The organism is Hymenobacter psoromatis, assembly GCF_020012125.1.
In the GTDB taxonomy this organism is placed as follows: Bacteria; Bacteroidota; Bacteroidia; order Cytophagales; family Hymenobacteraceae; genus Hymenobacter; species Hymenobacter psoromatis.
This window is the reverse complement of sequence record NZ_JAIFAG010000001.1, coordinates 2,072,452-2,098,713: the sequence shown is the minus strand read 5'-3', so window position 1 is coordinate 2,098,713 and position 26,262 is coordinate 2,072,452. Positions and strand designations below refer to the sequence as shown.

Annotated in this window: 25 protein-coding genes and 1 tRNA gene; 15 read left to right on the top strand and 11 right to left on the bottom strand. The window is 61.0% G+C overall.

The features are described from left to right. The first annotated feature begins 56 nt into the window (after positions 1-56). From sppA to LC531_RS09040, 3 genes are all read left to right on the top strand, one after another. Positions 57-1,841 (top strand): signal peptide peptidase SppA, encoded by a 1,785-nt coding sequence (sppA, locus tag LC531_RS09050; protein ID WP_223649976.1) that lies wholly within the window; start codon positions 57-59, stop codon positions 1,839-1,841. Between the two features lie 134 nt (positions 1,842-1,975). Beyond that, on the top strand, positions 1,976-3,853 hold the full coding sequence (locus LC531_RS09045) for a M1 family metallopeptidase (protein ID WP_223649975.1): 1,878 nt from the start codon (positions 1,976-1,978) through the stop codon (positions 3,851-3,853). Between the two features lie 158 nt (positions 3,854-4,011). Next, complete coding sequence (locus tag LC531_RS09040; RefSeq protein WP_223649974.1) at positions 4,012-4,827, top strand: purine-nucleoside phosphorylase; 816 nt, start codon at positions 4,012-4,014, stop codon at positions 4,825-4,827. Position 4,828: 1 nt separating this feature from the next. Here the strand turns inward: LC531_RS09040 and LC531_RS09035 are convergent, their stop codons facing one another. The 3 genes from LC531_RS09035 to trxA form a co-directional block, all read right to left on the bottom strand. Continuing rightward, positions 4,829-5,761 (bottom strand): DUF4249 domain-containing protein, encoded by a 933-nt coding sequence (locus LC531_RS09035; RefSeq protein ID WP_223649973.1) that lies wholly within the window; start codon positions 5,759-5,761, stop codon positions 4,829-4,831. Positions 5,762-5,773: 12 nt separating this feature from the next. Continuing rightward, positions 5,774-8,116: a TonB-dependent receptor gene (locus LC531_RS09030; RefSeq protein ID WP_223649972.1), complete on the bottom strand. Its 2,343-nt coding sequence runs from the start codon at positions 8,114-8,116 to the stop codon at positions 5,774-5,776. A 110-nt stretch (positions 8,117-8,226) separates the two neighbouring features. After that, positions 8,227-8,532, bottom strand: a complete 306-nt coding sequence (gene trxA, locus LC531_RS09025) for a thioredoxin (RefSeq protein ID WP_223649971.1) — start codon at positions 8,530-8,532, stop codon at positions 8,227-8,229. A gap of 111 nt (positions 8,533-8,643) precedes the next feature. Between trxA and LC531_RS09020 the strand changes: the two genes are divergently transcribed. The 9 genes from LC531_RS09020 to LC531_RS08975 all read left to right on the top strand — a co-directional run bounded on the left by LC531_RS09020 (position 8,644) and on the right by LC531_RS08975 (position 15,244). Beyond that, on the top strand, positions 8,644-9,393 hold the full coding sequence (locus tag LC531_RS09020) for a polysaccharide deacetylase family protein (RefSeq protein WP_223649970.1): 750 nt from the start codon (positions 8,644-8,646) through the stop codon (positions 9,391-9,393). Between the two features lie 46 nt (positions 9,394-9,439). Beyond that, positions 9,440-10,021, top strand: coding sequence for a Crp/Fnr family transcriptional regulator (locus LC531_RS09015; RefSeq protein ID WP_223649969.1), 582 nt, complete (start codon positions 9,440-9,442; stop codon positions 10,019-10,021). A gap of 87 nt (positions 10,022-10,108) precedes the next feature. Continuing rightward, positions 10,109-10,450 carry an EthD domain-containing protein gene (locus tag LC531_RS09010; RefSeq protein WP_223649968.1) on the top strand — a complete coding sequence of 114 codons (342 nt, stop codon included), beginning with the start codon at positions 10,109-10,111 and terminating at the stop codon, positions 10,448-10,450. Positions 10,451-10,491: 41 nt separating this feature from the next. Continuing rightward, positions 10,492-11,718: a glycosyltransferase gene (locus LC531_RS09005; protein WP_332874887.1), complete on the top strand. Its 1,227-nt coding sequence runs from the start codon at positions 10,492-10,494 to the stop codon at positions 11,716-11,718. 18 nt (positions 11,719-11,736) lie between these two features. Continuing rightward, on the top strand, positions 11,737-12,174 hold the full coding sequence (locus LC531_RS08995) for a GNAT family N-acetyltransferase (protein WP_223649967.1): 438 nt from the start codon (positions 11,737-11,739) through the stop codon (positions 12,172-12,174). Positions 12,175-12,279: 105 nt separating this feature from the next. After that, positions 12,280-13,053 carry a TatD family hydrolase gene (locus LC531_RS08990; RefSeq protein ID WP_223649966.1) on the top strand — a complete coding sequence of 258 codons (774 nt, stop codon included), beginning with the start codon at positions 12,280-12,282 and terminating at the stop codon, positions 13,051-13,053. A 74-nt stretch (positions 13,054-13,127) separates the two neighbouring features. Then, positions 13,128-14,213: an asparaginase gene (locus LC531_RS08985; RefSeq protein ID WP_223649965.1), complete on the top strand. Its 1,086-nt coding sequence runs from the start codon at positions 13,128-13,130 to the stop codon at positions 14,211-14,213. Positions 14,214-14,268: 55 nt separating this feature from the next. Further along, a tRNA-Ser gene (locus LC531_RS08980) sits at positions 14,269-14,359 on the top strand. Between the two features lie 60 nt (positions 14,360-14,419). Beyond that, complete coding sequence (locus LC531_RS08975; RefSeq protein ID WP_223649964.1) at positions 14,420-15,244, top strand: DUF4468 domain-containing protein; 825 nt, start codon at positions 14,420-14,422, stop codon at positions 15,242-15,244. Positions 15,245-15,369: 125 nt separating this feature from the next. Here the strand turns inward: LC531_RS08975 and LC531_RS08970 are convergent, their stop codons facing one another. The 7 genes from LC531_RS08970 to LC531_RS08940 all read right to left on the bottom strand — a co-directional run bounded on the left by LC531_RS08970 (position 15,370) and on the right by LC531_RS08940 (position 21,138). Next, positions 15,370-15,663: a hypothetical protein gene (locus LC531_RS08970; protein ID WP_223649963.1), complete on the bottom strand. Its 294-nt coding sequence runs from the start codon at positions 15,661-15,663 to the stop codon at positions 15,370-15,372. 89 nt (positions 15,664-15,752) lie between these two features. Beyond that, positions 15,753-16,337 carry a TetR/AcrR family transcriptional regulator gene (locus LC531_RS08965; RefSeq protein WP_223649962.1) on the bottom strand — a complete coding sequence of 195 codons (585 nt, stop codon included), beginning with the start codon at positions 16,335-16,337 and terminating at the stop codon, positions 15,753-15,755. A 66-nt stretch (positions 16,338-16,403) separates the two neighbouring features. After that, positions 16,404-17,081, bottom strand: coding sequence for a cytochrome b/b6 domain-containing protein (locus LC531_RS08960; RefSeq protein ID WP_223649961.1), 678 nt, complete (start codon positions 17,079-17,081; stop codon positions 16,404-16,406). Positions 17,082-17,118: 37 nt separating this feature from the next. Beyond that, entirely contained in the window at positions 17,119-18,372 is a 1,254-nt protein-coding gene (locus LC531_RS08955) for a pyridoxal phosphate-dependent aminotransferase (protein ID WP_223649960.1), read from the bottom strand. Positions 18,373-18,528: 156 nt separating this feature from the next. Then, positions 18,529-19,158 carry a bifunctional nuclease family protein gene (locus LC531_RS08950; protein WP_223649959.1) on the bottom strand — a complete coding sequence of 210 codons (630 nt, stop codon included), beginning with the start codon at positions 19,156-19,158 and terminating at the stop codon, positions 18,529-18,531. A 177-nt stretch (positions 19,159-19,335) separates the two neighbouring features. Then, positions 19,336-20,313, bottom strand: a complete 978-nt coding sequence (locus LC531_RS08945) for an electron transfer flavoprotein subunit alpha/FixB family protein (protein ID WP_223649958.1) — start codon at positions 20,311-20,313, stop codon at positions 19,336-19,338. A gap of 84 nt (positions 20,314-20,397) precedes the next feature. Continuing rightward, positions 20,398-21,138, bottom strand: a complete 741-nt coding sequence (locus LC531_RS08940) for an electron transfer flavoprotein subunit beta/FixA family protein (protein WP_223649957.1) — start codon at positions 21,136-21,138, stop codon at positions 20,398-20,400. A gap of 148 nt (positions 21,139-21,286) precedes the next feature. Here LC531_RS08940 and LC531_RS08935 point away from each other — a divergent pair, with 148 nt between their 5' ends. The 3 genes from LC531_RS08935 (at position 21,287) to LC531_RS08925 (ending at position 23,880) form a co-directional block, all read left to right on the top strand. Next, a complete protein-coding gene (locus LC531_RS08935; RefSeq protein ID WP_223649956.1) occupies positions 21,287-21,622 on the top strand; it encodes a tetratricopeptide repeat protein in 336 nt (111 codons plus the stop codon). Positions 21,623-21,740: 118 nt separating this feature from the next. Next, a complete protein-coding gene (locus LC531_RS08930) occupies positions 21,741-22,424 on the top strand; it encodes a response regulator transcription factor (protein WP_223649955.1) in 684 nt (227 codons plus the stop codon). A gap of 73 nt (positions 22,425-22,497) precedes the next feature. After that, positions 22,498-23,880: a sensor histidine kinase gene (locus tag LC531_RS08925; RefSeq protein WP_223649954.1), complete on the top strand. Its 1,383-nt coding sequence runs from the start codon at positions 22,498-22,500 to the stop codon at positions 23,878-23,880. Between the two features lie 43 nt (positions 23,881-23,923). Here the strand turns inward: LC531_RS08925 and LC531_RS08920 are convergent, their stop codons facing one another. Then, positions 23,924-25,939, bottom strand: a complete 2,016-nt coding sequence (locus LC531_RS08920) for a T9SS type B sorting domain-containing protein (protein ID WP_223649953.1) — start codon at positions 25,937-25,939, stop codon at positions 23,924-23,926. Between the last annotated feature and the right edge of the window lie 323 nt (positions 25,940-26,262).

Genomic DNA, 26,262 nt, shown 5'->3' with positions numbered 1-26,262 from the left:
GCCCGGTGCCTTCTCGCGCCGCCCGCATCTGCGAAATTCGCTTAATCTGCGATTCTATGAGACAATTCTTCAAGTTCGTGCTGGCTACCGTCGTGGGTCTGCTCGTGTTTTCGGTGCTGGGCTTCGTGCTGCTGGCCGGGCTGGCGGCGGCCATCGATAGTAGTGGCCCCAGCAAAACGGTGGCCGCCAACTCGGTGCTGGAGCTAAAGCTCGACAAGCCGATTTCGGAGCGTAGGGAAAGCGCCGACCTAAACCCCCTCGGCGGGGCGCAGGCCACAATTGGGCTGGTAGAATTGCGCGACGTCATTCGCCGGGCCAAAACCGACGACGACATCAAGGGTATTCTGCTCAACCTGCAAGTGGTGCAGGGCGGCATGGCTTCGCTGGAAGAAATCCGCGACGCGCTGCTGGACTTTAAGAAGGGCGGCAAGTTCATCGTGGCCTACCACGAAATCGCGTCCGAGAAAAGCTACTACCTCTCGTCGGTGGCCGACCAGATTTACCTGCACCCGCAGGGCACGCTCGAATTCAACGGCCTCAGCTCGGAGGTGATGTTTTATAAGCGGCTGTTCGACAAGGCCGGCATCGAGCCCTACATTTTCCGGGTGGGCTCGTTCAAAAGCGCCGTGGAGCCGTTCTTTCGGGAAAATTTCTCCGATTCGGCCCGCTACCAGACCGTTACCTACCTCCACGCCCTCAACGACCACATGCTGAGCCAGGTGGCCGCCAGCCGCCAGATTCCGCTGGCCCGCCTGCACGTCATCTCCGACTCGATGCTGGTGCACAACGCCCCCGACGCGCTCCGGCTAAAACTGGTGACCAAGCTCGGCTATTTTGATGAGGTGCAGGACTACCTGCGCGGCAAGCTGGGCCTGAAAGCCGACAATAAGCCCGGCCTCATCACCCTCGGCGACTACCAGGACCAGGACGGCAAAACCGACTCTGAGGGCCAGAGCAGCGGCAACCGCATCGCCGTCATCTATGCCGAGGGCGATATCGTGACGGGCCGCGGCTCGGACGATAATATCGGCAGCGACAAGTTTGCCGAAGCCATCCGTAAGGCCCGGCTCGATGATAAAATAAAGGCCGTGGTGCTGCGCGTAAACTCGCCCGGCGGCTCGTCGCTGGCCTCCGATATTATTTACCGCGAAGTGGTATTGACCAAAAAGGTGAAGCCGATAATTGCCAGCATGAGCGACGTGGCAGCCTCGGGCGGCTACTACATCAGCATGGCCTGCGATACCATTGTGGCCCACCCGAACACCATCACGGGCAGTATTGGCGTGTTCGGGGTGCTGCCCAACATTCAGCCGCTATTGGCCGATAAGCTCGGCATTACGGTGGACCGCGTGAAAACCGGCCTATTCTCGGACCTGCCCACCATCACCCGCGCCCTTTCGCCCTACGAGAAGCAGCAGCTGCAACTGGAAGTCAATACTATTTACGCCGACTTCACGACCAAGGCCGCGCAGGGCCGGCACATGCCCGTCGAGCGTTTGCGCCGCATCGCCTCGGGCCGCGTGTGGAGTGGCACTGAGGGTAAGAAAATCGGCCTCGTGGACGTGCTCGGCTCGTATGAGGACGCGCTGAAAATCGCCGCCGCCCGCGCCCACCTCAAGCCCGGTGACTATCAGGTGCAGCGCCTACCCCGCCAGAAAACAGCCGTTCAAAAGCTCCTCAGCCGCTTTACGGGTGGTGACGACGACGACCAGGCCGCCGCGCAGGCCCGCGCCCTGCAGGCGCAGCTCGGCCCGCTCTACCCCGCCGTGCGCCAGTATCAGCAGCTGCTGCAGATGCGCGGCGTGCAGGCGCGGCTGCCGTATGAGCTGGAAATAAGATAAATGCTGATTGTCATTGCGAGCAAAGCGAAGCAATCTTTCCTTGTCGTTCGCCTCGTTGGAGTTACTACCCCCGGCGGGAGGATTGCTTCGCTTTACTCGCAATGACAAACGATTCTCGTTTTTACCTTGCCAGCATGAAAAAAATACTTTTCGCAGCCCTTTTCCTCCCCGCCCTTACCCCCGTCGCCCGCGCCCAAACGCCGCTCTATCAGCCCCGCGACATCAAGCGGGCGTTTGAGAAAGGCACCCGCGCCGCCGACGGCCGCCCCGGCCCCCACTACTGGCAGAACCGCGCCCGCTACGACATCACGGTGCAGGCCCTACCCCCCGCCCGCGACATCAAGGGCCGCGAGACGATAACCTACTTCAACAACAGCCCCGATACGCTCAAAAGCCTGGTAATTAGGCTGATTCAAAATATTCACCAGCCCGGCGTATCCCGCGACGGCGACGCCAGCCCCGATTACCTAACCACCGGCGTGGCAATTGATTCCTTTGCCGTGAATGGGCAGGCGCGGCCCTACGCCGCCCGCGGCGGGGCCACCGCCCAAACCGTGGCATTGCCCCGGCCGCTGCTGCCCCACGACTCGGTGCGGCTGGCCTTTAGCTGGCACTTCCCCATTTCGCTGGAAAGCGGCCGGGAGGGTATGCTGGATAAAACTACATTTTTCCTGGCCTACTTCTACCCCCGCGTATCCGTCTACGACGACTACAACGGCTGGGACCGGCTGCCCTTCGTGGACAGCAAAGAGTTTTACAACGACTTCAACGACTACACCTTGCGGGTGCGGGTGCCGGCCAACTACCTCGTGTGGGCCACCGGCACGCTGCAAAACCCGAAGCAGGTGCTCCAGCCCGCTTTCGCTAAGCGCCTGGCCAAGTCCATGACCAGCGAGGAGGTGCTGCACATCGCCACCGCCGCCGATTTGGCCAGGAAAAACATCACCGCCCAGCAGCCCACCAACACCTGGGTCTGGACGGCCAACGACATCTCGGACGTGACGCTGGCGCTTAGCGACCACTACGTCTGGGACGGGGCCAGCGTGGTCGTGGACCCCGCCACCAAGCGCCGGGCCAGCGTGCAGGCCGCCTACGTGGACTCGACGGTTGATTTCCGGTCCTCCGTAAAGTTCAGCCAGAACGCGCTGGGCTGGTTTTCGCGCAACTGGCCGGGCGTGCCCTACCCCTTCCCCAAGATGACGGTGGTGCAGGGCTCGGCCGATATGGAGTACCCGATGATGGTGAACGACAGCCCGCAGAAGGACCTGAAATTCGCGCAGTTGGTGCAGGACCACGAGATTGCGCACACGTATTTCCCGTTCTACATGGGCATCAACGAAAGCCGCTATGCCTTCATGGATGAGGGCTGGGCCACTACGTTTGAGTTGCTCATTGGGCGGGTTGAGAACGGCGACAAGGCGGCTGATGACTTCTACCGCCGCTTCCGCGTGACGCGCTACATCAACGACCCCAGCACGGCCGAGGACCTGCCCATCATCACGCCCAGCAGCGAGCTAAAGGCCGGCTACGGCAATAATTCCTACGGCAAAGCCTCACTCAGCTATCTGGCGCTCAAGGATATGCTGGGCGATGAGGTGTTCAAGCGCAGCCTGCACGCCTACATGGACCGCTGGCATGGCAAGCACCCCATTCCCTGGGATTATTTCAACTCGATGAGCAGTGCCTCGAACCAGGACCTAAACTGGTTTTTCCAGAACTGGTTTTTCACGAATAACTACATCGACCTGGCCCTGACCAAAGCCGATAAAACGGCCCAGGGCACGGTTATTACCATCCAAAATGTAGGCGGCTTCGCCGTGCCCGTGGACCTCAAAGTGACCTACGCCGACGGCAGCACCGACACCGTGCACCGCACCCCGGCGCTGTGGCGCGACAACCAGCACCAGGCTACCATCACCGTGCCCGGCGGCAAGGCCGTAGCCAGTGTGGCCCTTGACCACGGGTTGTATCTGGACGCGAATACCAAAGACGATAGATTGGCCGTACAGTAGAAAACGTCATAGCGAGCCTGCATTCCGCGCATCAAGCGGCGTCACTCGCACCAGAACGAGCCGTTCGGATATCGTTCTGGTGCGAGTGACGCCGCTTGATGCGCGGAATGCAGGCTCGCCATGACAGACGATTTTAGTCCTCTATACTCCCTACCCCCTTGCAAGTCATCCAAGAAGCCGTTGCCTACATTCAGGCGCATTCCGCTAATTTTCAGCCCACTACCGGGATTATTCTCGGCACGGGCCTGGGCGCGCTGGCCCAGGAAGTGGAGGTAGCGCACGAAATCAATTACGCCGATATCCCGAACTTCCCGGTTTCGACGGTGGAAAGCCACGCGGGCCGGCTGTTGCTGGGCACCCTGGCCGGGCAGCCGGTTGCCGTGCTGCAAGGCCGCTTTCATTATTACGAGGGCTACTCCATGCCGCAGATAGTGCTGCCGGTACGGGTTCTTAAGCTGCTGGGCATCAGGCAGCTATTCGTGAGCAACGCGGCCGGCGGGCTGAACCCCGAGTTTGCCATCGCGGATTTGATGCTCATCGGCGACCACATCAACCTGCTGCCCGGCAATCCGCTCATCGGCCCCAATGATGGCCGCCTGGGCCCGCGCTTTCCCGACATGTACGCGCCCTACGACGCGGCCCTGCTGGCTCACGCCCGCGCGGCGGCCGTAGCGCTGGGGCAGGGTGGCACTACCCAGCGCGGCGTGTACGCGGCCGTGCCCGGCCCCATGCTCGAAACGCCCGCCGAGTACCGCTACCTGCGCACCATCGGGGCCGATGCCGTGGGCATGAGCACCGTGCCCGAAGTCATCGCCGCCCGCCACCTGGGCCTGCCCGTACTGGCCGTATCGGTTATCACCGACCTCTGCTACCCCGGTCAGCTTAAGCCGGTCGTTATCAGCGATATTCTGGCCGCCGCCGCCCTGGCCGAGCCCCGCCTCACGGCCCTCCTGAAGGCCGTGCTGGCGGGCTAGCTTACTTCAAAACCACCCGGCGCTGGTCGCTCACCAACACCGTGAACACGCCTAGGCCGCCCTGCACGGTGCTGTGGATGGCCGAGGGCTGCGAAAAGGGGTTGCCGTTGGCGTTGCGCGCATCGCGCACCGAGAGCCGGAAGGCATAGTATAGCGAATCGACGTGATAAAGCGTGGCCGTCACGGTATCGCCCGGCGCGAAGCGGTAGGACGTGACCTGCGCGTAGGGCTGGCCGTTGAAGAGCTGGTCGGAGATATCGCTGTCGGTTTCGGAGTTGTTGGCGGGCTTGCCCTTGTGCAGCATCAAGCGGTAATAGTCGGTAGTCGCGCCGGGGTCGGTCCATTTAGTCATAAAATACGCCTTTTTATTGGTCCCCGTCAGGTCATTAAATTTGTACTTTACCGAGTCAATAGGGATGAGCGTCGGCACCAGCGTAGTAGCCGTGATGTGCCGCCCGCGCTTGTCCTGCGCATCAAAGCCGAACTGTTGCCCGGCCTGTGCCACCAGTGGCGCGGTGCCGACGTGGGTGTAGTACTTGCCCGTGATGCTGTCGAGGCCGGGCCGGAAGCGTAGGGGTAGGGGCCGCCCGCCGGGCAGCATCAGCGTCACGGTCACATCGGTGGGTAGCTGCACGTTCTGGCCGTTCGAGAGTTTAAGAATCTGCGAACCTGCTGCAATGGCCTGACCATCATCCAGGTACGGTACCGACTCGGTAATGGTTAAGCGCGGTATCTCGCCATTTTGCAGGTAGCATTCTACCACGAGTTGATTGGCGTAGTAGGGCAGGGGCACGTTCACGTCATTCTGCAGCTTGCTGCAACCCGCCAGTAGCCCTGTCCCCCCGGTTAGGGCCAACATGCACATCCACTTATTAACCTTCTTACTAATCATATCCCCTAAAAAATAATCGTCCACAAAATCCGTGAAATCCATGTTAATCAGTGGTCAGAACTTAAAATTGTACGTTACCGAGGGAATAAGCGGGAACAGCGATACTTGCTGCGCCCGGTAGCCCGTCACCTGGTCGGTGGCTTTGTTTACAACTTGGTCGAAGTAAATAAAGTACGCATTGCGCCGGTTATAAGCATTATAGATGCTGAATGTCAGGTCGCGGTCGCCGTTGATGTGCGTGGGCCGCAGCTTATACACTAGGCCCAAATCGAGGCGGTGGTAGGGGATGAGGCGGTACGAGTTGCGGTCGGGGTATACGGGCACGGCCCGGATGCTACCCTGGTAAATATCCTGAATGGCGAAGCGGCCCAGCGGCAGGGTCGTGGGTGCGCCGCTCGTGTATACGAAGCTGGCTGAGAGGCTGATGCGCGTATTGAGCTGATGAATTACGACCACCGTCAGGTTGTGGCGGCGGTCGTAATTCGGGTAGAAATCTTGGCCGTTGTTGATGCCCGTAGTGCCGAGCTGCGGCGGAAAATTGCGCTTGGTCCAGGCCAGGGTGTAGCCGACCCAGCCGGTGGTTTTGCCGGTTTTCTTCTCTAAGTACAGTTCGTTGCCATAGCTCCAGCCGCGGCCGAAGAGGAACTCCGAGGCCAGGTTGGGGTTAGCAAAAATCTGCGCGCCGTCGCGGAAATCAATCTGGTTAGTAGCCCATTTGTAGTACACCTCATCGGTGAGCAGAAACTTGCCGCCGCCCAGCAGCCAGCTCAGGCCGGTGCTCACTTGTTGTGAGCGCTCGGGCCGCACCGACTGCCGCGACGGGTACCAGATATCGGTGGGGAGCGAAGCGCCCGAGTTCGACACCAGGTGAACGTACTGGTACATAAGGGCATAACTTCCTTTTAGGGCCAGGTTGTCGGTGAGCGAGTACCGCACAGCGGCGCGGGGCTCCAGGCCGCCGTAGTGGTTGGTGCCGCTCTGGAAACCCGACAAGCGCAGGCCCAGCTCGGTTTGCAGCCGGTCATTGACCTTGATATTATCGGTGGCGTATACGCCGCCCTCCAGGCCGGTGTAGTTCACATCGGAGTTAACGTTGAAGCTGTTATCCTGCGCGCTGCGCTGCAAGCGGCCCACCCCGAAGTTGTGGTGCGTGAGCAGCGCCCCGAATTTAATAGCGTGTCGGTCGTTGGGCAGGTAGTCGGCATCGACGTGGGCGGTGTAGTCTAGGATATTGGAGCCCAAATTAAAGCTGAACTCGTCCAAGCTATTGCCCAAATTGTACTTGTACGAGGTGACGGAGGCCGACGTATTCAGCGTAAGTTGGGGTGAGAAGACGTGCTGCCAGCGTCCTACCCCCAGTGTATTGCCCCACGTAAAGGCGGCCTTGAAGCCATTGGGCGAAGTAAAGCCGAAAATATCGCGTCCCAGGTAGCCCGTAAAAAACAGCTGGTCCTTCGCGCCGAGTGTATAATTAGCTTTGACGTTGAAGTCGTAGAAATAGTAATCCGGGATGGGCGAATAGTCTTCCTTGTGAGCGTTGGCCCGGTTGAGGGCGCGGGTAAAAATGTCGAAGTACGTGCGTCGCCCGCTCACAATAAACGAGCCTTTGCCCTTGGCAATCGGCCCCTCGAAGCTGAGGCGCGACGAGATGAGGCCGATGCCGCCCGTGGTCACGTATTTCTGGCGGTCGCCCTCGCGCAGCTTCACATCGACCACCGACGAGAGCCTACCCCCGAACTGCGCCGGGAAGCCCGATTTGTACAAATCCACGCTCTGCACGGCATCGGAGTTAAAGACCGAAAACAGCCCGAACAAGTGGTTAGGGTTGTATACCAGCGCGTTATCCACGAGCACCAGGTTTTGGTCGGAAGAGCCGCCGCGCACAAACAGGCCGGTAGTGCCCTCACCACTGCTCTGCACGCCGGGCTTGAGCTGCAGGGTTTTCAGGATATCGACCTCGCCGAAGAGCGCTGGCAGCAGCTTGGCCTCGCGGATGCTGAGGTGCTCGACGCCCATCTGGGTCGATTGTAACTTTTCGCGCAGCGTTTGCTGGCCCTTGACGACGACCTCGCCCAGCTCGCTGGTGGCCGGGGCCAGGGTAAAGGTATGTTGCTGATTGTGACGCAGATTAACGCGAAGCGTCTGGCTAGTGTAGCCCACGAATGACACCGCCACCTGCTGCGGTCCCTCGGGCAGGCTCAGGCTAAACCGGCCATCGGCCTCGGTGGCGGTGCCCAGGCCTAGGGCAGGCACGGACACGGTAGCGCCGGGTAGCACCGTGCCATCGGCCCCACGCACCAACCCGGTCAGCACGTGTTGGGCTTGGCCGAAGGTGGGGAAGAGTAAAAATAAAGCGCTAAATACTATAAAATTGCGTACTAAAATAGCTCGGGTCATAGCGCAAAGGAAAGGCCGGCGGGCAGGTTTTGCGCCAACGTCGGCCTCCGCGCTTTAGTTTGTCGGGCGGCGTATTAGTGGGTAATGCCCCGCGCGCCCTACCCCCCGCTTTATAAGTAAGCGCCCAGGGCCTGCGTTAGCTGCGGGGCGGGCACCACGCCCGCTTGCCGCCACACCGGCTGGCCCTTGTGAAAGAGAATGAGGGTAGGGATACTCTGCACCTGAAACTGCTGGGCCACGGCCTGGTTCTTATCCACGTCAATCTTAATGATGCGCAGCTTGCCTTCGTGCTGGGCCGCCACCTGCTTCAGAATCGGGGCCATCGTTTTGCAGGGGCCGCACCAGTCGGCATAAAAATCAACCAGCACGGGCATGCCGGGGCTGTTGATGAGGTCGGAGAAGGACTTGCGGGGCATGGCTTTTTGAAGTAGGAATTAAAAATGACGAATTATGCATTGAAGCGGTAAGTTTGCACGCCAGCGTTAAAGCTTTCTGGTTTACCCCTGGTTATTCCTTTCGGTTACGTTTTGTTGTTTTCTAATCCGCTCACGCGCCCGCCGGCCTGGCTGCACCCGTTGTTTCCGGGCAGCGAGTGGCGGGGCGCGCCGGCCGGCCCCACGGGCCGGCCGCGCCTCTACCTCACGTTTGACGACGGCCCCGTGCCGGACGAGACGCCCTGGGTGCTGGCGCAGCTGGCCGCTTACGGAGCGCGGGCCACGTTTTTCTGCGTGGGCGATAACCTGGCGCGCTACCCCGAAATCACCCGCGCTACGCTGGCCGCCGGCCACCGCCTCGGCAACCATACCCAGCACCACCGCAGCGCCTGGAATACGCCCCGCGCCGCTTACCTGGCCAGCGTGGCCGAGTGTGAGGGAAGTTTAGAATTGGCAAGGAGAAGTGGAGAATTGATAAGGCTGGTGTCCGCCTCAACAGCCATTGGCAATACTGTGACCGCTGCCGAAGTAGCTCCTCCTTCCTCCTTCCCAATTCCCAATGCAGCGCAGCTCTTTCGCCCACCCTACGGCCGCCTCACCTGGCCGTTGCTGCGGGCGCTGCGGGCGCGGGAGTACCGCGTCGTCATGTGGTCCTTATTAACCCGCGACTACGACCCCGGCCTACCCCCCGAACGCGCGCTGCGCCTGACGCTGGCCGCCACCCGGCCTGGCGACATCGTGGTGCTGCACGACTCGCGCAAGGCCAGCCGCTCGCTGCGGTTTTTGCTGCCCCAGCTGCTGGCATATTATACCGAGCTGGGCTACGAGCTGGCGGCTTTGTAAAGCTGATGCGGCGGCGGTAGTGGCGCGCCAAGCTACCTTACCGGCTATGCACCCGCTGCACGCTTTCTTCAACGGGCTCTGGCCCGTGTCTGACCAGGATTTTGCCCGGCTGCTGCCGCACGTGGAGCCGCGCGCCGTGGCTAAGGGCGCGCATTTGCTCGAAGCGGGCCAGGTGTGCGAGGCCGTTTTTTTCGTGACGACCGGCTTTTTTCGGATGTACTACGTGGGTCCTGATGGACACGAGGTGAACTGCCGGTTTACCGGGGCTAATGGCTTTTTGACTGATTTCCAGAGCTTCCTGACCCAGCAGCCCTCGCGCTACGCCTGGCAGGCCGTGCAGGCGGCCGAAGTGCTGGCCCTACCCCACGCGCTGGTGCAGCAGCTCTACCGCAAGTCGCCCGCCTGGGAGCGCGTAGGCCGCCTGATGGCCGAGCGCGTGTACCAGCAGCTCAACGAGCGGGTGGAGCTGCTGCAATTCTACACCCCGACGCAGCGCTACGAATACGTGCGGCAGCAGTATCCCGAATTGCTGACCCAGATTTCGCAGGCGCAGCTGGCCTCCTACCTGGGCGTGCAGCCCGAGTCGCTGAGCCGCATCCGCCACCGGCTCAGCCAAAAGAAGGGGTAGGCCGGCGAGCGTTCTTAACCAACGTCAACGGTAGGGCGGGCGGGGCGGGCGGACCTTTGCGATGGTTATCACTCACTCAGTATCAGCATGATTAAATTCACCATTCTCCTGCGTAAGCGGGCGGACCTGAGCCACGAAGAATTCGTGCAATACCACCAAACCAAGCACGCGCCCCTGTTCATATCGATACCCGCCGTGCAGCAATACGTGCGCCGCTACGTGCAGGGCCACACGCTGCCGCTCGACCTGCCCGGTCTGCCGCCCCCCGCCTACGACGGCACCACCGAGCTTTGGTTCAACACCCCCGAGGACATCGGCAAGGTCTTCACCGACGCGGAATACCTGCGCGTTATCCGGCCCGATGAGGCTAAGTTCCTGGACCTGACCGGCTGCGGCTTCCTGGTGCTGGCCGAAAACCCGGTGCATTAGCCGAAGTTTTCCCGCTAAAAAAGGACCCACCCGGTTACCGGGTGGGTCCTTTTTTTTTCAACTATACCAACCCGCTCTTCACGTTGGCGGGTAGGGCGAGCGGCGGCCGGGCGGGTGGCCGGCTACCTTTGCCCGCGTTCTCGCGCCTCTGGAAAGTGCTGATTTTTGCTTCCTGTTACTGTCTGCTCTGGCTGCTGCTGCTGACCTACGCCACCTGGCGGCTGGCTACCCGGCGCGGCACGCCCGCCCCGGTGGTGCCGCCTACCCCCTGGCCGCGGGTGAGTATCCTCATCGCGGCCCGCGACGAGGAAGCCGCTCTGCCGCGCTGCCTGGCCAGCGTCCGTGCCCTGGCCTACCCCCCCCACCTGCTGCAAGTGCTCGTCGGCGACGATGCTAGCACCGACCGCACCCGCGCCGTGGCCGAGGCCGCTATGCAGGGCTTCGCGGGTGATTTTCAAGTCATCCCCATCACCGAAAACCTAGGCCAGGCCCGCGGCAAGGCCAACGTGCTGGCCCACCTGGCCCGCCTCGCCACTGCCGATTACTTGCTCATTACCGATGCCGATATTGCCCTACCCCCCACCTGGGTGGCGGGTCTGCTGGCCCACGCCGCGCCCGGCGTGGGCACCGTCACGGGCCTCACGGTGGTGGCTGGCCCCAGCTGGCTGGCCCGTTTGCAGGGCCTCGACTGGCTGCTGGCGCTGGCCCTCATCCAGGTGGGCACCGAGGCCGGCCAGCCCCTCACGGCGATGGGCAACAACATGCTCGTGACCCGCGCTGCCTACCGCGCCACCGGCGGCTACGAGGCCCTGCCCTTCTCCGTCACCGAAGATTTTGCCCTGTTTGAGGCCGTAAACGCCCGTGGCTTTGGCTACCGGCAGCTGTTTGGGCCGGCCGTGCGGGCGGTGTCGCTGCCGGCTGGCTCGTGGGCGGCGCTGGTGCGGCAGCGGCGGCGCTGGCTGCGGGGGGTAGCGGCGCTGCCGGCGCACGTGCGGGCGGGGCTGGTGTTTTACGGCGGTTACTGGCTGGCGGTGCTGGGCCTGGCGCTGGCCGGCCGGCCGGGCCTGGCGCTGGCGGCGATGGCCCTGCGGGTGGCTGCTCACTACGCGCTGGCGCTGGCTGCCAGCCGCCGCGCCGGCCAGGCCGCGCCGGCCGCCTGGCTGCTGCCGGCGTTCGAGCTGTATTCGCTGGTGCTGCTTATTAGCTTGTTTAGTAAAAAGTTAGTTGGTGAGCAAGGTATAATCTGGAAGGGACGGCATTTTGACTAACCACTCAACTACATCCGCATGAGCCCACCGCCGGCAGCAATTATCATTCAGCCTCTCGAAGCGGCCCAAACCTACGCCCTGCGCCACGCCGTGCTGTGGCCCGATAAGCTACCGGCCTACGTGCACCTGCCCGACGACGACGCCGGCCAGCATTTCGGGGCCGTGGTGGGCGGCCAGTTGCGAGCGGTAATTTCGCTGTTCATCGGGCCCGATGGCACGGCGCGCTTCCGCAAGTTTGCCACTGAGCCGCTTTGGCAGGGTAGGGGCCTGGGCACGGCGCTGCTGCGGCACGTGCTGGCCGTGGCCCGCGCCCAGGGCGCGCACACTCTCTGGTGCGATGCCCGCCACAATACCCTGCCTTTTTACCAGCGCTTCGGCCTGCTACCCGCGGGCGAGATTTTTTACAAAGGTGACATCCCGTACCAGCGCCTGAGTTGTGGGCTAGTTGCTTACTGATTATTGACAGTTAATTATTAATTAAATAGTTAATAATTAACTGTCAATAATCAGCAAGCAAATACTACTAATTAACAATCAGCAATAAGCTAGTAATAATCAATAATGAACCTCATCGAAACCCACGCGCATCTCTATTCCGAGCAGTTTCGGGCCGACCAGGCCGAGGCGCTGCACCGGGCCGTGGCGGCCGGGGTAGGCACTATTCTGCTGCCCAATGTGGACCACTCGACCATCGAGGCCATGCTGGCGCTGGAGGCCGCTGCCCCGGCCACCTGCTACGCCATGATGGGCCTGCACCCCTGCTCAGTGGGGCCGAACGTTGAAAAGGACCTGCAAGAAGTGGAAAGCTGGCTCGCCCAGCGGCCCTTCGTAGCGGTGGGCGAGTGCGGCATCGATTTGTATTGGGACAAAACCTATCTGCCGCAGCAGCAAGAAGCGCTGCGCACGCAGCTGCGCCTGGCCAAGCAGTACGACCTGCCCATCGTACTACACACCCGCTCGGCCTTTGAGGAAGCCTATGCGCTGGTGGCCGAGGCGCAGGATGGCACACTGCGCGGTGTGTTCCACTGCTTTTCCGACGGCCTGGCCGAGGCTGAGCGCGTTATCGCGTTGGGCTTCAAAATGGGCATCGGCGGCGTGGCCACCTTCAAAAACGGCGGCCTGGATAGGGTACTGCCGCACGTAAGCCTGGAGCACCTGGTACTCGAAACCGACTGCCCCTACCTCGCGCCCGTGCCCTACCGCGGCAAGCGCAACGAGCCCGCTTACCTGCCCTTAGTGCTGCACCGCGTGGCCGCGCTACTGGGCCAGTCGCCCGAGGCCGTGGCCGAAGCCACCACCCGCACCGCCCGCGAGCTGTTCCGGCTGGAGCCATGAATGAGGAATTTTGGAAGGAGGAATTATTCCATCCGGTCCTTGCCGCGTTTTTACCTCTTGTTTCTTCATTCCCTATGAGCGCCGAATCTGCCTTACCTCTGCTGACGTTGCCCACGGCCGCGGCCACCGATGCGGCGGCTCCGCGCCTGCTCATCCTCTACACGGGTGGCACGGTGGGCATGGCCATCAACCGCCAGCAGCAGCTGGTGCCCATGCACTTCAGCCAGCTGGGCCGCCGCATGCCCGAGCTGCGCAAGCTGCCCTACCACCTGGAGCTGCTGGCCCTGCCTCAGCCCATCGACAGCAGCAACGTAACGCCCGCCGACTGGCTGCGGCTGGCCCGGCTCATTAGCGAGCATTATGCTAATTTTAACGGCTTTGTAATTCTGCACGGCACCGATACGATGGCGTACTCGGCGGCGGCGCTCAGCTTTTTGCTTGAACACCTGGGTAAGCCCGTCGTGTTTACCGGGGCGCAGGTGCCGGTGGGTCGCACCCGCTCCGATGCTACTCGCAACCTGCTCACAGCCTTGGAGATAGCTGCTGCCCGCCACCCGCGCGCCCATACCGTACGCCTGCCCGAGGTGGGCGTGTTTTTCAACGACGTGCTCATCCGCGGTACCCGCGCTAAAAAGGTGGAGAGCCAGCAATTTGCCGCGTTCAAGAGCGAAAACTACCCGCCGCTAGTTCGCGCCGGCATCAGCCTCGATTTTAACGATAAAAACATTCGCCTACTGCCCGCCGCCCGCCTGCGGGTGCACCAAAACCTGGAGGAAAAAGTGGCCGTACTGCGGTTGTTTCCGGGCATTACGGAGGCCGTGGTGGGGGCCGTGCTGGGCGTGCCTGGCCTGCGCGGCTGCGTGCTCGAAACCTACGGCTCGGGCAACGCGCCCACCGCGCCGTGGTTCCTGAGCTGCCTCGAAAAGGCGTATGCTCGGGGGGTGTACGTGCTCAACGTGAGCCAGTGTGAGGAGGGTAGGGTAGTGCAGGGCCGCTATGAAACCAGCGCCGGCCTGGCCAGCCTGGGCGTGATAGGCGGCGACGACATCACGACCGAAGCGGCCATTACCAAGCTCATGTTCGTGCTCGGCCTGGGCCTGAATGAAACCGAAACCCGCCAGCTACTCAGCCAGAATTTGCGCGGTGAGATTACGTTGTAGAGCTTACGCTGCACTGCCCTTTCCTGCCTATCTTTGCAGCCCCACTACCACAAAAAGAGAGGTGTCCGAGTGGTCGAAGGAGCACGCCTGGAAAGTGTGTATAGCCCAAAAGGTTATCGTGGGTTCGAATCCCATCCTCTCTACCAGAACCCCCATTTCCGGCCGGAAACGGGGGTTTTTAGCTATTTGCCCATCCGGTTTTTCGTATGAAACTATGCTTGCTGCTCGGGGTGCTGCCGCTGGCCGCCGTCGCCCAAACGCCAGCGCTCATCTCGCCGCCCCTCACTTACCATGTAGGGCCGCAAAGAGCGCCGCTCTACCGCTCGTATGCCGACACGGCCCGGCGGACCAGCCTTTATTTGCCTAGCCAAGCCGAAGCCGACGTGGTGCAACAGCTGTCGCCCCGGTGGGTCGTCATCAAGCGGGAAGGCTTTTTGTACACGATGCCCACCGCAGCCCTTACCGACTACGACCCCGCCGATGCTGACCCACTACCCCTCGACCCGCAGACCCAGCGTATTACCTACGAGGGCGTAGTACCGGTGCCGGGCGTGGAGGAGGCCGACCTTTACGCCCGCGCTGCCGCCTGGGTAGCCAAAACCTATACCCCCGCCGATACCATTGCGCGGCAGCCGGCCCAGGGTGAGCTGCTGGTTCACGGGGCCCGCCCCGCCGTGGTCTACCGGGACTTCCAGGGGGTGCCGCGCCCCGTGTACGCGGGCGCGGTCCGGCACACACTCACGATTTACGTTAAGGACGGACGCTACAAATACCAGCTTACCAACCTAATGCATACCGCTGGCGGCACGCTCAACATGAAAGCCGGTGGCCCCCTCGAACAAGAGAAAGCTAACTTATTCGGCTACGCAGGCCTGGGTAGCCAAAAGCCCTGGACCGACCTGAAAATAGCCGCCACCCGCGACGCACGCCACCTGATGGCCGACCTGCAAGTATCCATGACGGGACAAAAAGTGGTCGCCCCTGAGAAAAAGAAGCTAGTCAAGCCTGTCAAAGACCCTCACGATTTTTAGGATAACAAAACACGCCACTGGTCCGGCCGCCGCTCGCGAGGAGCCGCGACCGGACCGGTGGCGTAAAAATGGTCCGCTAAAGCTGGTAGTAAAGCCGACTTTAGCAGTTGGCAGGGGGTAGGTTATTATTCCGACTTGGCTTTCATCTTGCTCTTGTCGTCCGACATCGAGTCGTTGCCGTGCTTGCGCATTTTCATGTGCTTGTGGCTCATGCTTTTATCGCCCGTGTTGTCTTGGGGCGCGCCTTTGGTAAAAACCTGGCCGGGGCTTACAGCTCCGTTGGGGTCAGCGGCCTGGGCCGGCATGCCGCTGGGTACGGTGCTAGGGGTAGCCGTGCCCGGTGAGGCCGGGGTAGTCTGGGCCGAGGCCGCGCTGATGGTGAACAAACCAGCAGCCAGCAGCAGGAAGGAGAATTTCATGGGAAAAGGAAAAAATGGTTTCCGGCTATGTACCCCATAATTCCCAATAAGGTTGTGCGTAAGCCAATTATCAGCTGTGCTCCAACCGCTTAGCGCTGCTCTAGGCCGCCCAGCAGCACGGTCAGAATATTGCTTTCCAACTCCTCGGCGCTCAGGCCGCGGCCGGGGCGGTACCACAATTCCACCCAGCGCACCGCCGACAGCACCGTGAACAGTGCCACCGATACGTTGATGGGCCGAAATTCGCCTGTTGCGATGCCCGCCTCAATCAGCGAGGCAAACCCCTTTTCGTAGGTCTTGCGGGCCTGCTTGAACTCGGTGAGGCGAGGTTCGAGCAGGTATTTCCAGTCGTGGTTGGCCACTGATACGGCCGCGCCGTCTTCCACCATCAGCCGAATGTGAAGCCGCACCAGCGAGCTAAGCTTCTCACTGAAGGGAATGCCTTGCTGCTCAATATCTTGAAGCTGCGAGATGTACGTGTCCGAGATGCGAAAGCAGATGGTATCCAGCAACTCGTCCTTCGACTTGATGTGGTTATACATGCTCGCTGCCTCCATGCCTACCTGCCCGGCCAGGTCGCGCATCGACGTGCCGCTGTAGCCCCGGTCCTTAAAAAGCTTGGCTGCTTCGGTCAGAATCAGCTCGCGCTTAGCCGATTTTTTCGTTTTGAGCATGGCGGGTGGGAGCAGGGAGAGCCGCAAAGTTACTCCGGCCTTTGCCAACCTAACTAGCGTTTGTTATTAGTCTTGCGGGGTTTGCGCACGTTCCGCGCCACTCACCATGCGCGATACTAAGCCGTATTCGCCAGTCACCTCCGACCACACTACCCCCACCACGTGTAGCACCATGTAGCCAATAATGCAGTACATCGTTACGTTGTGAATCTCCTTGGTTGTGTGCTCAATAGTATGTAAAAACGGCACGTCATCGGCGAAAACCAATACCAGCCCGGTCACGACCATAATCGTAATAAACAGGTAAAAAGCCGCGTAGGTCAGCTTAGCCAGGAGGTCGTGCCGGGCATCGGCGTGTTCGGCCGGGGCGGCTAGCTTGTAGCGCCGCGCCGCCGCTACTAGTCGCGCCCCGAAGCGCCGACCGGCCGGGTCCAGGGCCTGCATCACCGTCCAGAACAGCCAGAAAGCGGCCAGCGTTACGCCTATCCACACGTGCCAGGTCCAGATGCGGTCGCTGATGACGTGCGCCACGGCCCGGCCCTGCTCCGGCGTCAGGCTACCCCCGCTCTTGGCCAGCGCCGCCTGCAACTCGGGCACCGCCCCGCGCGCGTTCACGATAACCTTCAGAAACAGAATGGTGAGCAGCTGCCCCGATACCAACGCGGCATTGCCCCAATGCCAGATGCGCATGGCGGCCGAGTAGTCGTGGGTAGCGGCGGCGGGCGGCGCAGTGGTGGTTTGCATGGGGGGTAGGGATGACAACCATCCTTTTAGGAGTTAATTAATTTGCCTCCGGTAAGCTGAAGCTGACCGCGGGTTCCGTCAGCACTTCTTCCGTCAGCGTGCGGCCGGGGTAGGCCAGTAGCGCATATTCCAGGCAGGTCAGGGCCGCGTCGAGGTCGCGCAAGTTCAGGATGTAGGCTAGGCGCACCTGCTGGCAGCCCAGGCCGGGCGTTTGGTAAAAGCCATTGGCCGGCGAGAGCATCAGCGTCTGGTTCTGGTAGCTGAAATCGGTGAGTAACCACTCGCCGAAGCGCTCGGCATCATCCACGGGCAGCTCGGCCATCACGTAGAACGCACCGCCCGGCACGGGGCAGCGCACGCCGGGCATGGCTTGCAGGCGGCGCACCGTGAGGTCGCGGCGGGCCTGGTACTCGGCCCGGTTCTCGTCGAAGTAGCTTTCGGGCAGTGCCACGGCAGCCTCGCCCAGCAGCATGCCCAGGCCGGGCGGACTAATGCGCATCTGGGCGAAGCGGTAGGCGGTCTGGAATACGTCCGGGTTGCGCGTTACCAGCGAGCCTACCCGCGCCCCGCAGGCGCTGTAACGCTTGGAAATCGTGTCCAGCACTACCACGTAGTCTTCGCCGCCCGCCAGGTTGAGCGCGCTCGTGGCGCGCGCGCCATCGTAGCAGTACTCGCGGTACGCCTCATCCGAGAGCAGAAATAGCTGGTAGCGCTGGCACAAATCCAGTAGGTCTTCCAGCTCGGCGCGGCTATACACATAGCCCGTGGGGTTGTTGGGGTTGCAGAGCAGAATGGCCTTCGTGCGCGGCGTAATAACCGCCTCAAAGTCGGCCAGGGGGGGTAGGGCAAAGCCATCGTCGATGCTGGCCGTGACGGGCACAATCGTGACGCCCGCCGCAATAGCAAAGGCCGAGTAGGTACCGTAAAACGGCTCCGGCACTACCAGTTCATCGCCAGGGTTCAGGCACGTAAGCAGCGCAAACAAAATGGCTTCGCTGCCGGCCGTCGTCACCAATATCTCTTCCGTACCGACCTCGATGCCCGCGCGGTGGTAGTACGCGCGCAGTTTCTGGCGGTAGCTGTCGGTGCCCGCGCCGTGGCTGTAAGCCAACACTTTAATATCGGCCTGGCGCACGGCTTCAAACAAAACCGGGGGGGTAGCAATGTCGGGCTGGCCAATATTGAGGTGAAACACATGCCGGCCCCGCTGCTTGGCAGCCTCCGCAAAAGGAGCCAGCTTGCGAAACGGGGATACGGGCATGTCTTGCCCACGCTGCGATACGGATAACATATTTGATGTGCTAAGGTGCTGACTGGTTGAGATGCTGACTAAATGGGGCGCTAAGGTACTGAATGCGGAAATGTGCTGATAAAAGGTGTCCCCTACCACTGGTAAGCGACCTTCCTCTCATCAGCACATCAACTAATCAGCACCTTAGCACCTCAATCAACCATTGCGCTTATTGAGCTCGTCGCGGATTTTGGCGGCTTTCTCGTAGTCTTCTTTTTCGAGGGCCTGGGCCAGCATCTTGGTCAGCTCATCGAGCGACACCTGGCCGCTGGGGTCGCGGGCCTCGGTGGCGCGGGGGGTGGTAGGGCGGGGCGCGTCCTCGTCGTCGTCCTCGTCGCGGTCGTCATCATCGTCCTCCTCGCTGGCTTCGTCCATGTCCGAGAGGATGATGCCGGCTTCGCTCAGCACGCTCTCGACCGTGAAAATCGGCACCCCGAAGCGCAGGCCGATGGCGATGGCATCGGAGGGCCGGGCATCAATCTCAAACGTGGTGGCCCCGTCGGAGCACACGATGCGTGAGTAGAATACACCTTCCTTCAAATCGGAGATAACTACCTCAATAATAGCCACGTGCACGTGCTCAGCGAAAGCTTTGAACAAGTCGTGGGTGAGGGGCCGGTTAGGGCTGATTTTCTCAATCTGAATGGCAATACTTTGCGCCTCAAACATACCAATGATAATTGGTAGGCGGCGGTTGCCGTGCTTCTCACCCAAGATGAGGGCAAAAGAGCCAGACTGTGACTGCGAGGAGGACAGGCCCAGAATTTCGAGCGGTATTTTTTTCAAGGGTCGCAAGGACGGTCAGGTCCGGGAAACGGGATAGGATAGGATTCTCTACGGCAAATAAAGCAACGATAGCCGAAAACGGCTCCTGAAACTCCTGGAATGTACGGTAAAGATGAAAAATAAGAACGCCATGCCCCGACCAGCGCGGCATGACGTTCCGGGCTTGGCAAAAGCTGCTTAGTTCAGGGCCTTCACGGCCGCCGTAAGCTTGGGCAGCACCTCGAACACGTCGCCCACAATGCCGTAATCGGCCGCTTTAAAGAACGGAGCCTCCGGGTCTTTATTAATGACCACAATCACCTTCGACGAGTTGACACCCGCCAAGTGCTGAATGGCTCCCGAGATGCCGCAGGCAATGTACAGGTTGGGCGATACCGTGATGCCCGTCTGGCCCACGTGCTCGTGGTGAGGCCGCCAATCCACGTCGCTCACCGGCTTCGAGCAGGCCGTGGCCGCGCCCAGCGCCTTGGCCAGGTCCTCGATGAGGTTCCAGTTTTCGGGACCTTTCATGCCCCTACCCCCACTCACCACCAGCGCGGCCTCGGGCAGCAGCACGCCGCCGGCCTGGTCCTGCATCACCACCTGCTTGGGCGCGTCGGCAAAGTCAGCGTCGGTGAGCTGAGCCGAGAAATCGGCTACCGTGGCCGTCTGGCCGGCCTCGTGCTTGGCCTCAAGCGAGTTTTTCTTCACAGCAATAATCTTGCGCTCGCCGCTGAGCACCACGTCCGAAAACGCCTTACCCGAAAACGCGCCGCGCTTTACCACAAACTGCCCACCCTCGGTGTGGGGCAATTCTACCACGTTGGTGGCCAGCGAAGCTTGCAGTCGCACCGACAGGCGCGAGCCCACGGCCGCGCCGATGTTGCTGTTGGCCAGCACTATCACCTTCGCATCTTCCTGCTGGGCCGCCGTGGCAATAAGCTTGGTATACGCATTGTTCACGAAGTCCTTCAGGCGTGGCTCCTTGTCGTAAAGCACCTTCGCGATGCCCTGCTCGCCGAGCTGAGCCAGGTTGGCTTCGGTGGCTTCGCCCACGGCGATGGCCGTGGCCGTGGTACCAAGCTGCGCCGCGAGCTGCGCGCCGTAGGTCGCCACTTCGAGCGAGGACTTTTTCACCTCGCCCTTATCGCATTCTACTACTACTAAAACTGACATATCGTTGGGGTTATGAGTTAAAAGTTATGAGTTGAAAAGCGCGAGTCCGGGAGTGCATAGAAACAACTCTTAACTCATAACTCCTTAAATTACCTTGGCTTCGTTGCGGAGCAGCTTAATTAGCTCGCCGGCGTTCTCAGCATCAATGAGCTTTACGCCCTGTTTCTTGGGGGGTAGGGCATACGCCTGCACCTGGGTGCGGGGCGCGTCGGCGGTAGGGGGCACCACTTTCAGGGGCTTGGTGCGGGCTGTCATGATGCCGCGCATGTTGGGGATGCGGGGCTCGCACATCGGCTGCTGGCACGAGACTACAAAGGGGGTAGTCACCTGCACAATCTCCTTGCCGCCCTCAATCTCGCGCTCCAGCGTGGCGGTGTTCCCGCTCATGTCCAGCTTCATAGCGGGCGCTATCGTCGGGATGCCGAGCAGCTCGCCCACCATGCCGTGCACCTGAAAGCCGTTGTAGTCAATGCTTTCCTTGCCCATTAGCATCACGTCGTAGCCACCATCTTTGGCAACGGCCGCGATTTGCTCGGCCACGAAAAAAGCATCCTTCGGCGCAGCGTTCACCCTAATGGCATCGTCGGCCCCGATGGCCAGCGCCTTACGGATATTAGGCTCCGTATCGGCCTCGCCCACGTTGAGCACCGTTACGGTGCTGCCGGGGTTAGCCTCCTTCAGCTCGATAGCACGGGTCAGGGCGTATTCGTCCCAAGGATTAATAACGAACTGCACCCCGGCCTTATTAAACTCTTTGTTATCAGGCGTAAAAGTGATTTTGGTAGTCGTGTCGGGCACGTTGGAGATGCAAACCAGAAACTTCATTTAGCAGGGGTAGGGTGAGGGGAATATGCGAAAGTAGTCGGCTTGCATAACAGTTGCTAAGCCTAAAAAGGTCGTTCGACCCCATTGATAACCGGAATGCGCCCCGAAAGTCGCAATTTTGTCCCAAAGATAGTTTAAAGTCCTTTCCATGAGTGCCCCTAGTCGCCTCCAACAGCTGTTAGCTTTTTATGAAGCCGACCCCACCGACCCGTTTACTATCTACGCCCTGGCCACCGAGTACCGGGCCGACGAACCCCTACGGGCCTGGGATTTTTACGAAAAGCTGCTGACCGAGCACCCCGACTACGTAGGCACCTACTACCACGCCGGCAAGCTGCTCGAAGGCTTCGGCAAAAAGGACGAAGCCGAACAGGTGTATCGCAAAGGCTTGGTAGTGAGCCGAAAAGCCGGTCAGCTGCACGCTGCCAGCGAGTTGCAGCAGGCTCTCAACAGCTGCCTCGGCCTGGATTATGAAGACGACTAAAGATGGAGGGTAAGCTTTAGCTTGCCGGGCGTTATTAAAAATTACTTACAAAAAAGATGCTAGGCGCAGCGCAGTAAATACGCTTAGCGGCAAGCTAAATCTTACCCTATACCCTAGCATGTCAACCAAAATTTTAGTGGTCGAGGACGAGCCCAAAGTGTCGGCCTTCATTCGGCGGGGGCTGGAGGAGGAGGGCTACGAGGTAGAAGTGGCCTACGACGGCATTTTTGGCCAGCGGCTGGCGCTGGGTCAGGCGTTCGATTTGCTTATCCTGGACGTTATCTTACCCGGCCAGAGCGGCCTGGAGGTGCTGCGCGCCGTGCGCGCCCACGACCAGGAGCTGCCCGTGCTGATGCTCACGGCGCTGGGTGCCACGCAAGACAAGCTGCTGGGCTTTGATGGGGGGGCCGACGACTACCTGGTGAAGCCCTTCGACTTTGTGGAGCTGTTGGCGCGGGTGCGCGCCCTCACCCGCCGCCGCGACCGCCGCTCGGTTAAGGGCAACCAGCTCATCCTGGACGACTTAACGGTGGACACGGCCGCTAAAACCGTGACCCGCGCCGGCCAGCCTATCAAGCTTACGGCCCGCGAGTTTAACCTGCTGGAGCTGCTGTTGCGCCATCAGGGCCGCGTGCTGGGCCGCAGCGAAATTGCGGAGCATACTTGGGAGGATTCCTTCGATGCGGGCTCCAACGTGATTGACGTGTACGTGAACTACCTGCGCAATAAGGTGGACAAGGGATTCTCTAAAAAGCTGATTCACACGGTAGTCGGCATGGGCTACGTCATGCGGGAAGAATAATTTCTTTGATGTGCTGATTGGCTGATGTGCTGGTTGGTAAGAGGCATCTCAAGTAATCAGCACGTTGACAAATATGACTATCCGCAACCGGCTGACCTGGCTCTTTTTAGGTATTGTGGCGGTGCTGCTTTTGGGAGTGCTGGCCAGCGTATTTGTGTTGCAGCTAACCGCGACGCGGCGCGAGTTTCAGCAGCGGCTGCGCGAGCGGGCGCAGGTAACGGGCTACATCTACCTGGAAAAGGACGAGATGCGGGCCGGCGCTTTCCGGGACTTTGAAAAAAAGTACTTGCAGTCGCTCAGCAATGAGATTTTACAGGTATACGATGCCGCTGGCCGGGTGCGCTTCGTGGCCGAAGATGAGCGCGTGCGGCTCTCCGACGCGGTGCTGGCGCGCATCGTGGCCAATAAGGAATACTATTTTCAACTGGGCCAGCGGCAGGCGATAGGAATATTTTACCAGGATAACCAGGGCGATTACATTATAGTGGCCGCCGCCGAGAACGTGTACGGCCGCCACCGGCTGCAAAGCCTGGCCACGATAATGGGCATAATTTTCGTGGTGAGCCTGCTCGTTATCTATGGGGTAGGGCGGGTGTTTGCGGGCCGGGCGCTGGCCCCCATCGCGGCCCTAAACGACCAGGTGGACCGCATCACGGCCCAGGACCTGCACCAGCGCGTGGACGAGGGCACGCTGCGCACCAGCGAGCGCGACGACCTCACGCGCCTGGCCCGCACCTTCAACCGGCTGCTGGCGCGCCTCGAAGCCAGCTTTGAGGGCCAGCGCACCTTCGTGCGCAATGCCTCGCACGAGCTACGCACGCCCCTCACGGCCAGCATCGGTGAATTGCAGGTGCTGCTGGCCCGCGAGCGCGCGGCCGAAAGCCTGCGCGAAGGAGCGGCCTCGGTACTAGTGGAGTTGCAGCAGCTCAAAGTACTGATTAACAATATGCTGGACCTGGCCCAAACGGAGGGCGGCGTACCACTCACCGACGAGGTGCGCCTCGATGAGTTGCTGTGGGAGGTGCGCGAGGGGGTAGCCCCCGCCCAGCGCGCGCGCGTGCAGGTAGACCTGGGCGAGCTGGCCGACCTGCCCGCCGACCCCGCCGCCTTCGTGGTACCGGGTCACCGCGCCCTGCTGGTCCGCGCCCTAGGCAACCTCGTGGATAATGCCCTCAAATACTCAGCTGACGACCAGAAGGTATTCCTGAGCCTGCGCTGCGCGCCGGTCGGGCCCTGCACGGTGCGCGTAGCCGATGCCGGCATCGGCATTGCGCCCGAGGACCTGGCACTGGTGTTTCAGCCGTTTTTCCGGTCGGCGGCGGTGCGGGGGGTAGGGGGGCACGGGGTAGGGCTGGCGCTGGCCCAGCGCATTGCCACGCTGCACGGCGGCACGCTCGCCCTGCGCTCGGAGCTTGGCCGGGGCACGGTGGCCGAACTGGCTTTAGGAGGTGGGTAGAATAGTATTAAAGCGCTCAAAAGACAGTCAGCTACTTGTTTAGCTAGCGGGCCACCTCTACCCAGCCGGTGAGGCGCTGGCTGGTCGTGCTATTGATTAGCCGGTAGTAGTACAGGCCCGCTGGCTGGTCGGCAGCGTTCCACTCGTTGTGGTAGGTGGGTTGTTGGTAAACCAACCGGCCCCAGCGGTTGAAAATCTGCACGTCCCAGTGGCTAGGGTCTTGGTCTGGCAGCACGAAAGTTTCGTTCAGGCCGTCGCCATTGGGCGTAATAATGTTGGGGGGCACCAGGGCGCAGTCTATCCGCCGCAGGGTGATGCTGGCCCGCGCGCTGCATCCTTGCGCATTGGTTATCTCTACCTGGTAGGGGCCGGGCTGGCTGGCTAGCAGCGCCGGCCCCGTGCTACCATCTGACCACCGATAGGTAGTGCCCACCGGCTGGAGGCTGAGCGTGAGTAGCTTATGGCCGCCGTAGCAGAGGGTAGAGTCGGGCACCAGCAGCGCTACTACCGGCGCGGGCTGCACCTCTACTATCTGGCTGGTAGTGAAAACGCGGCCACTACTGGCCGTTACGCGCAGCGCCACGGTGTAGCGCCCCGGCTGGCGGTAGAGGTGCGCCGGGGCCTGCCCGGCCGCGGTATTGGCCCCGGCCGAAGTGGGGTCGCCAAAATCCCACGCGTAGGCCGTAGCCGTCACGAATGGGCTGAGCGAAGAGCTAAACTGCATGGGGCCACCCGCGCAACTGGCCGCGTTGCTCACCCCGCCGGCATCGGTGATGCTGACGGGCACCAGATTGAGGTCGTTGGTGGCAAAGGGTAGAGCGTCCCCGCTATTGCCGCTCAAGGCTACCGCCGCCTCGCGGTAGGTGCTGCCGGTGCCCACCGCGTTGGGCAACTCAAAGCGGCCCAGATAGTTGCGGCCGTCGGCTACGTAAATACGGCCGTCGGGGGCCAACTGCAAGTTGGACCCGTGGCTTATTTTGGTGCCTTGTAGGCGCGCCACTACCGTCCGCGACGCGGCCACCGCCGCCGACGAGCCTGCCAGCAGGTCGTACTGCCACACCTCGCGGCTGCCCAGCGTATCAACGTATAGCCGCGAGCCGTCAGGCGAAAACTCTACCCCCCCTACGCCATTTAGGTACGAATACTGATTATTAACAATCCGAATGCGCCCCCGCGGGTAGATGTCCGGAATCACGTAGGAGTCGGTAGCCCGGCCCGACTCGGGTTGAAAGCTGGTGATTTCGTGGTAGAAAATGGACGTGGTGGAGGTGGCGTTAAAGGTGGCTTGCGTATACTCATGCGTACTCATCGCTAGCGTTTTGCCATCGGCGGTGGCCTTCAATAAAGCTATGGAAATGCCATCGTTGACCACGGAAGCCCGCACGCCCGGACTAAACACGGGCTGCTGTTGCAGCCCGTGCGCAGTGAGCAGCAGGCTCACGGTCTGCCGCCCTATATTTTGCCCCACAATCCAGAGGTCGCGGCCGTTGGCATGGCGCACGGCCACGAGGTTGGTCAGCAAAAACTCGGCATTGCTGCTGGGGCGAGTGGGCAGCGCCACGGTGCTGTCGGTGCTCAGTACCGCGCCCAGCCCGCCGCGCTGCGCCATATCGACTACCGCGTAGGTAAAGCCAGGCTTGAAATCCTGGTGCACCCAATTGAGATTGGTGAAGATGTAGTAGCGCCCCGCCCGCCCCGGCTGAGGCACGGCCAGCACGGTGGCGCCGGTCACGCTGTTAATGGGACCGATGCTGCTACCCCCAGCCATCACTTGGCCGGTGCGGTCCCACACCTGCACCCCATTAGTAGTAAACTGGTAGTTCCCCACTTTATCAGACAGGCAGGCCGGGGCATTATTTCCAAGCGAGAGGGTGCCGTTGGTCAGCGCCTGGGGGCCGGTTAGAAAGGTGAGGCCGGCGCGCTCCCCGAAGTACCAGTTGTAGTACTCCCGCTGGGCCTGGGCGCAGTGGGCCAGCAGCAGGAAGCCCGCTAGCCTAATTAGTAGCCAGCAGTGCCCGTAGTTGGCAGCGGCCCGGCAGGTGCGTAGAAGTAGGAACATAAGCGGCGAGCAAGGTGGGAAATACAACGAAGAGCCCCGGCACGGTAAGTTGGTTGCACGGGAATATGCTGATTGGTAGGAGTGCCTAAAGCAGTTTTGGAGTTTGTAGGAAAGAAGAGCTTAGGTAGGGTTTCGTCAGAGCATCGTGCTTCCCTGCGTGGACGCCAGATGAGCATGATGCTCCTTTTGATTTTTTTTGAAATCCTAAACAGCTTTCTTTTTTAATTCTTAAATTCATTCCAAAAAAGCATATAATTTTTGAGTTGCAATAATTACCTGTTGACTAATATGAATAGTGAATTAAAAATGGCTGCCAGCTAAGT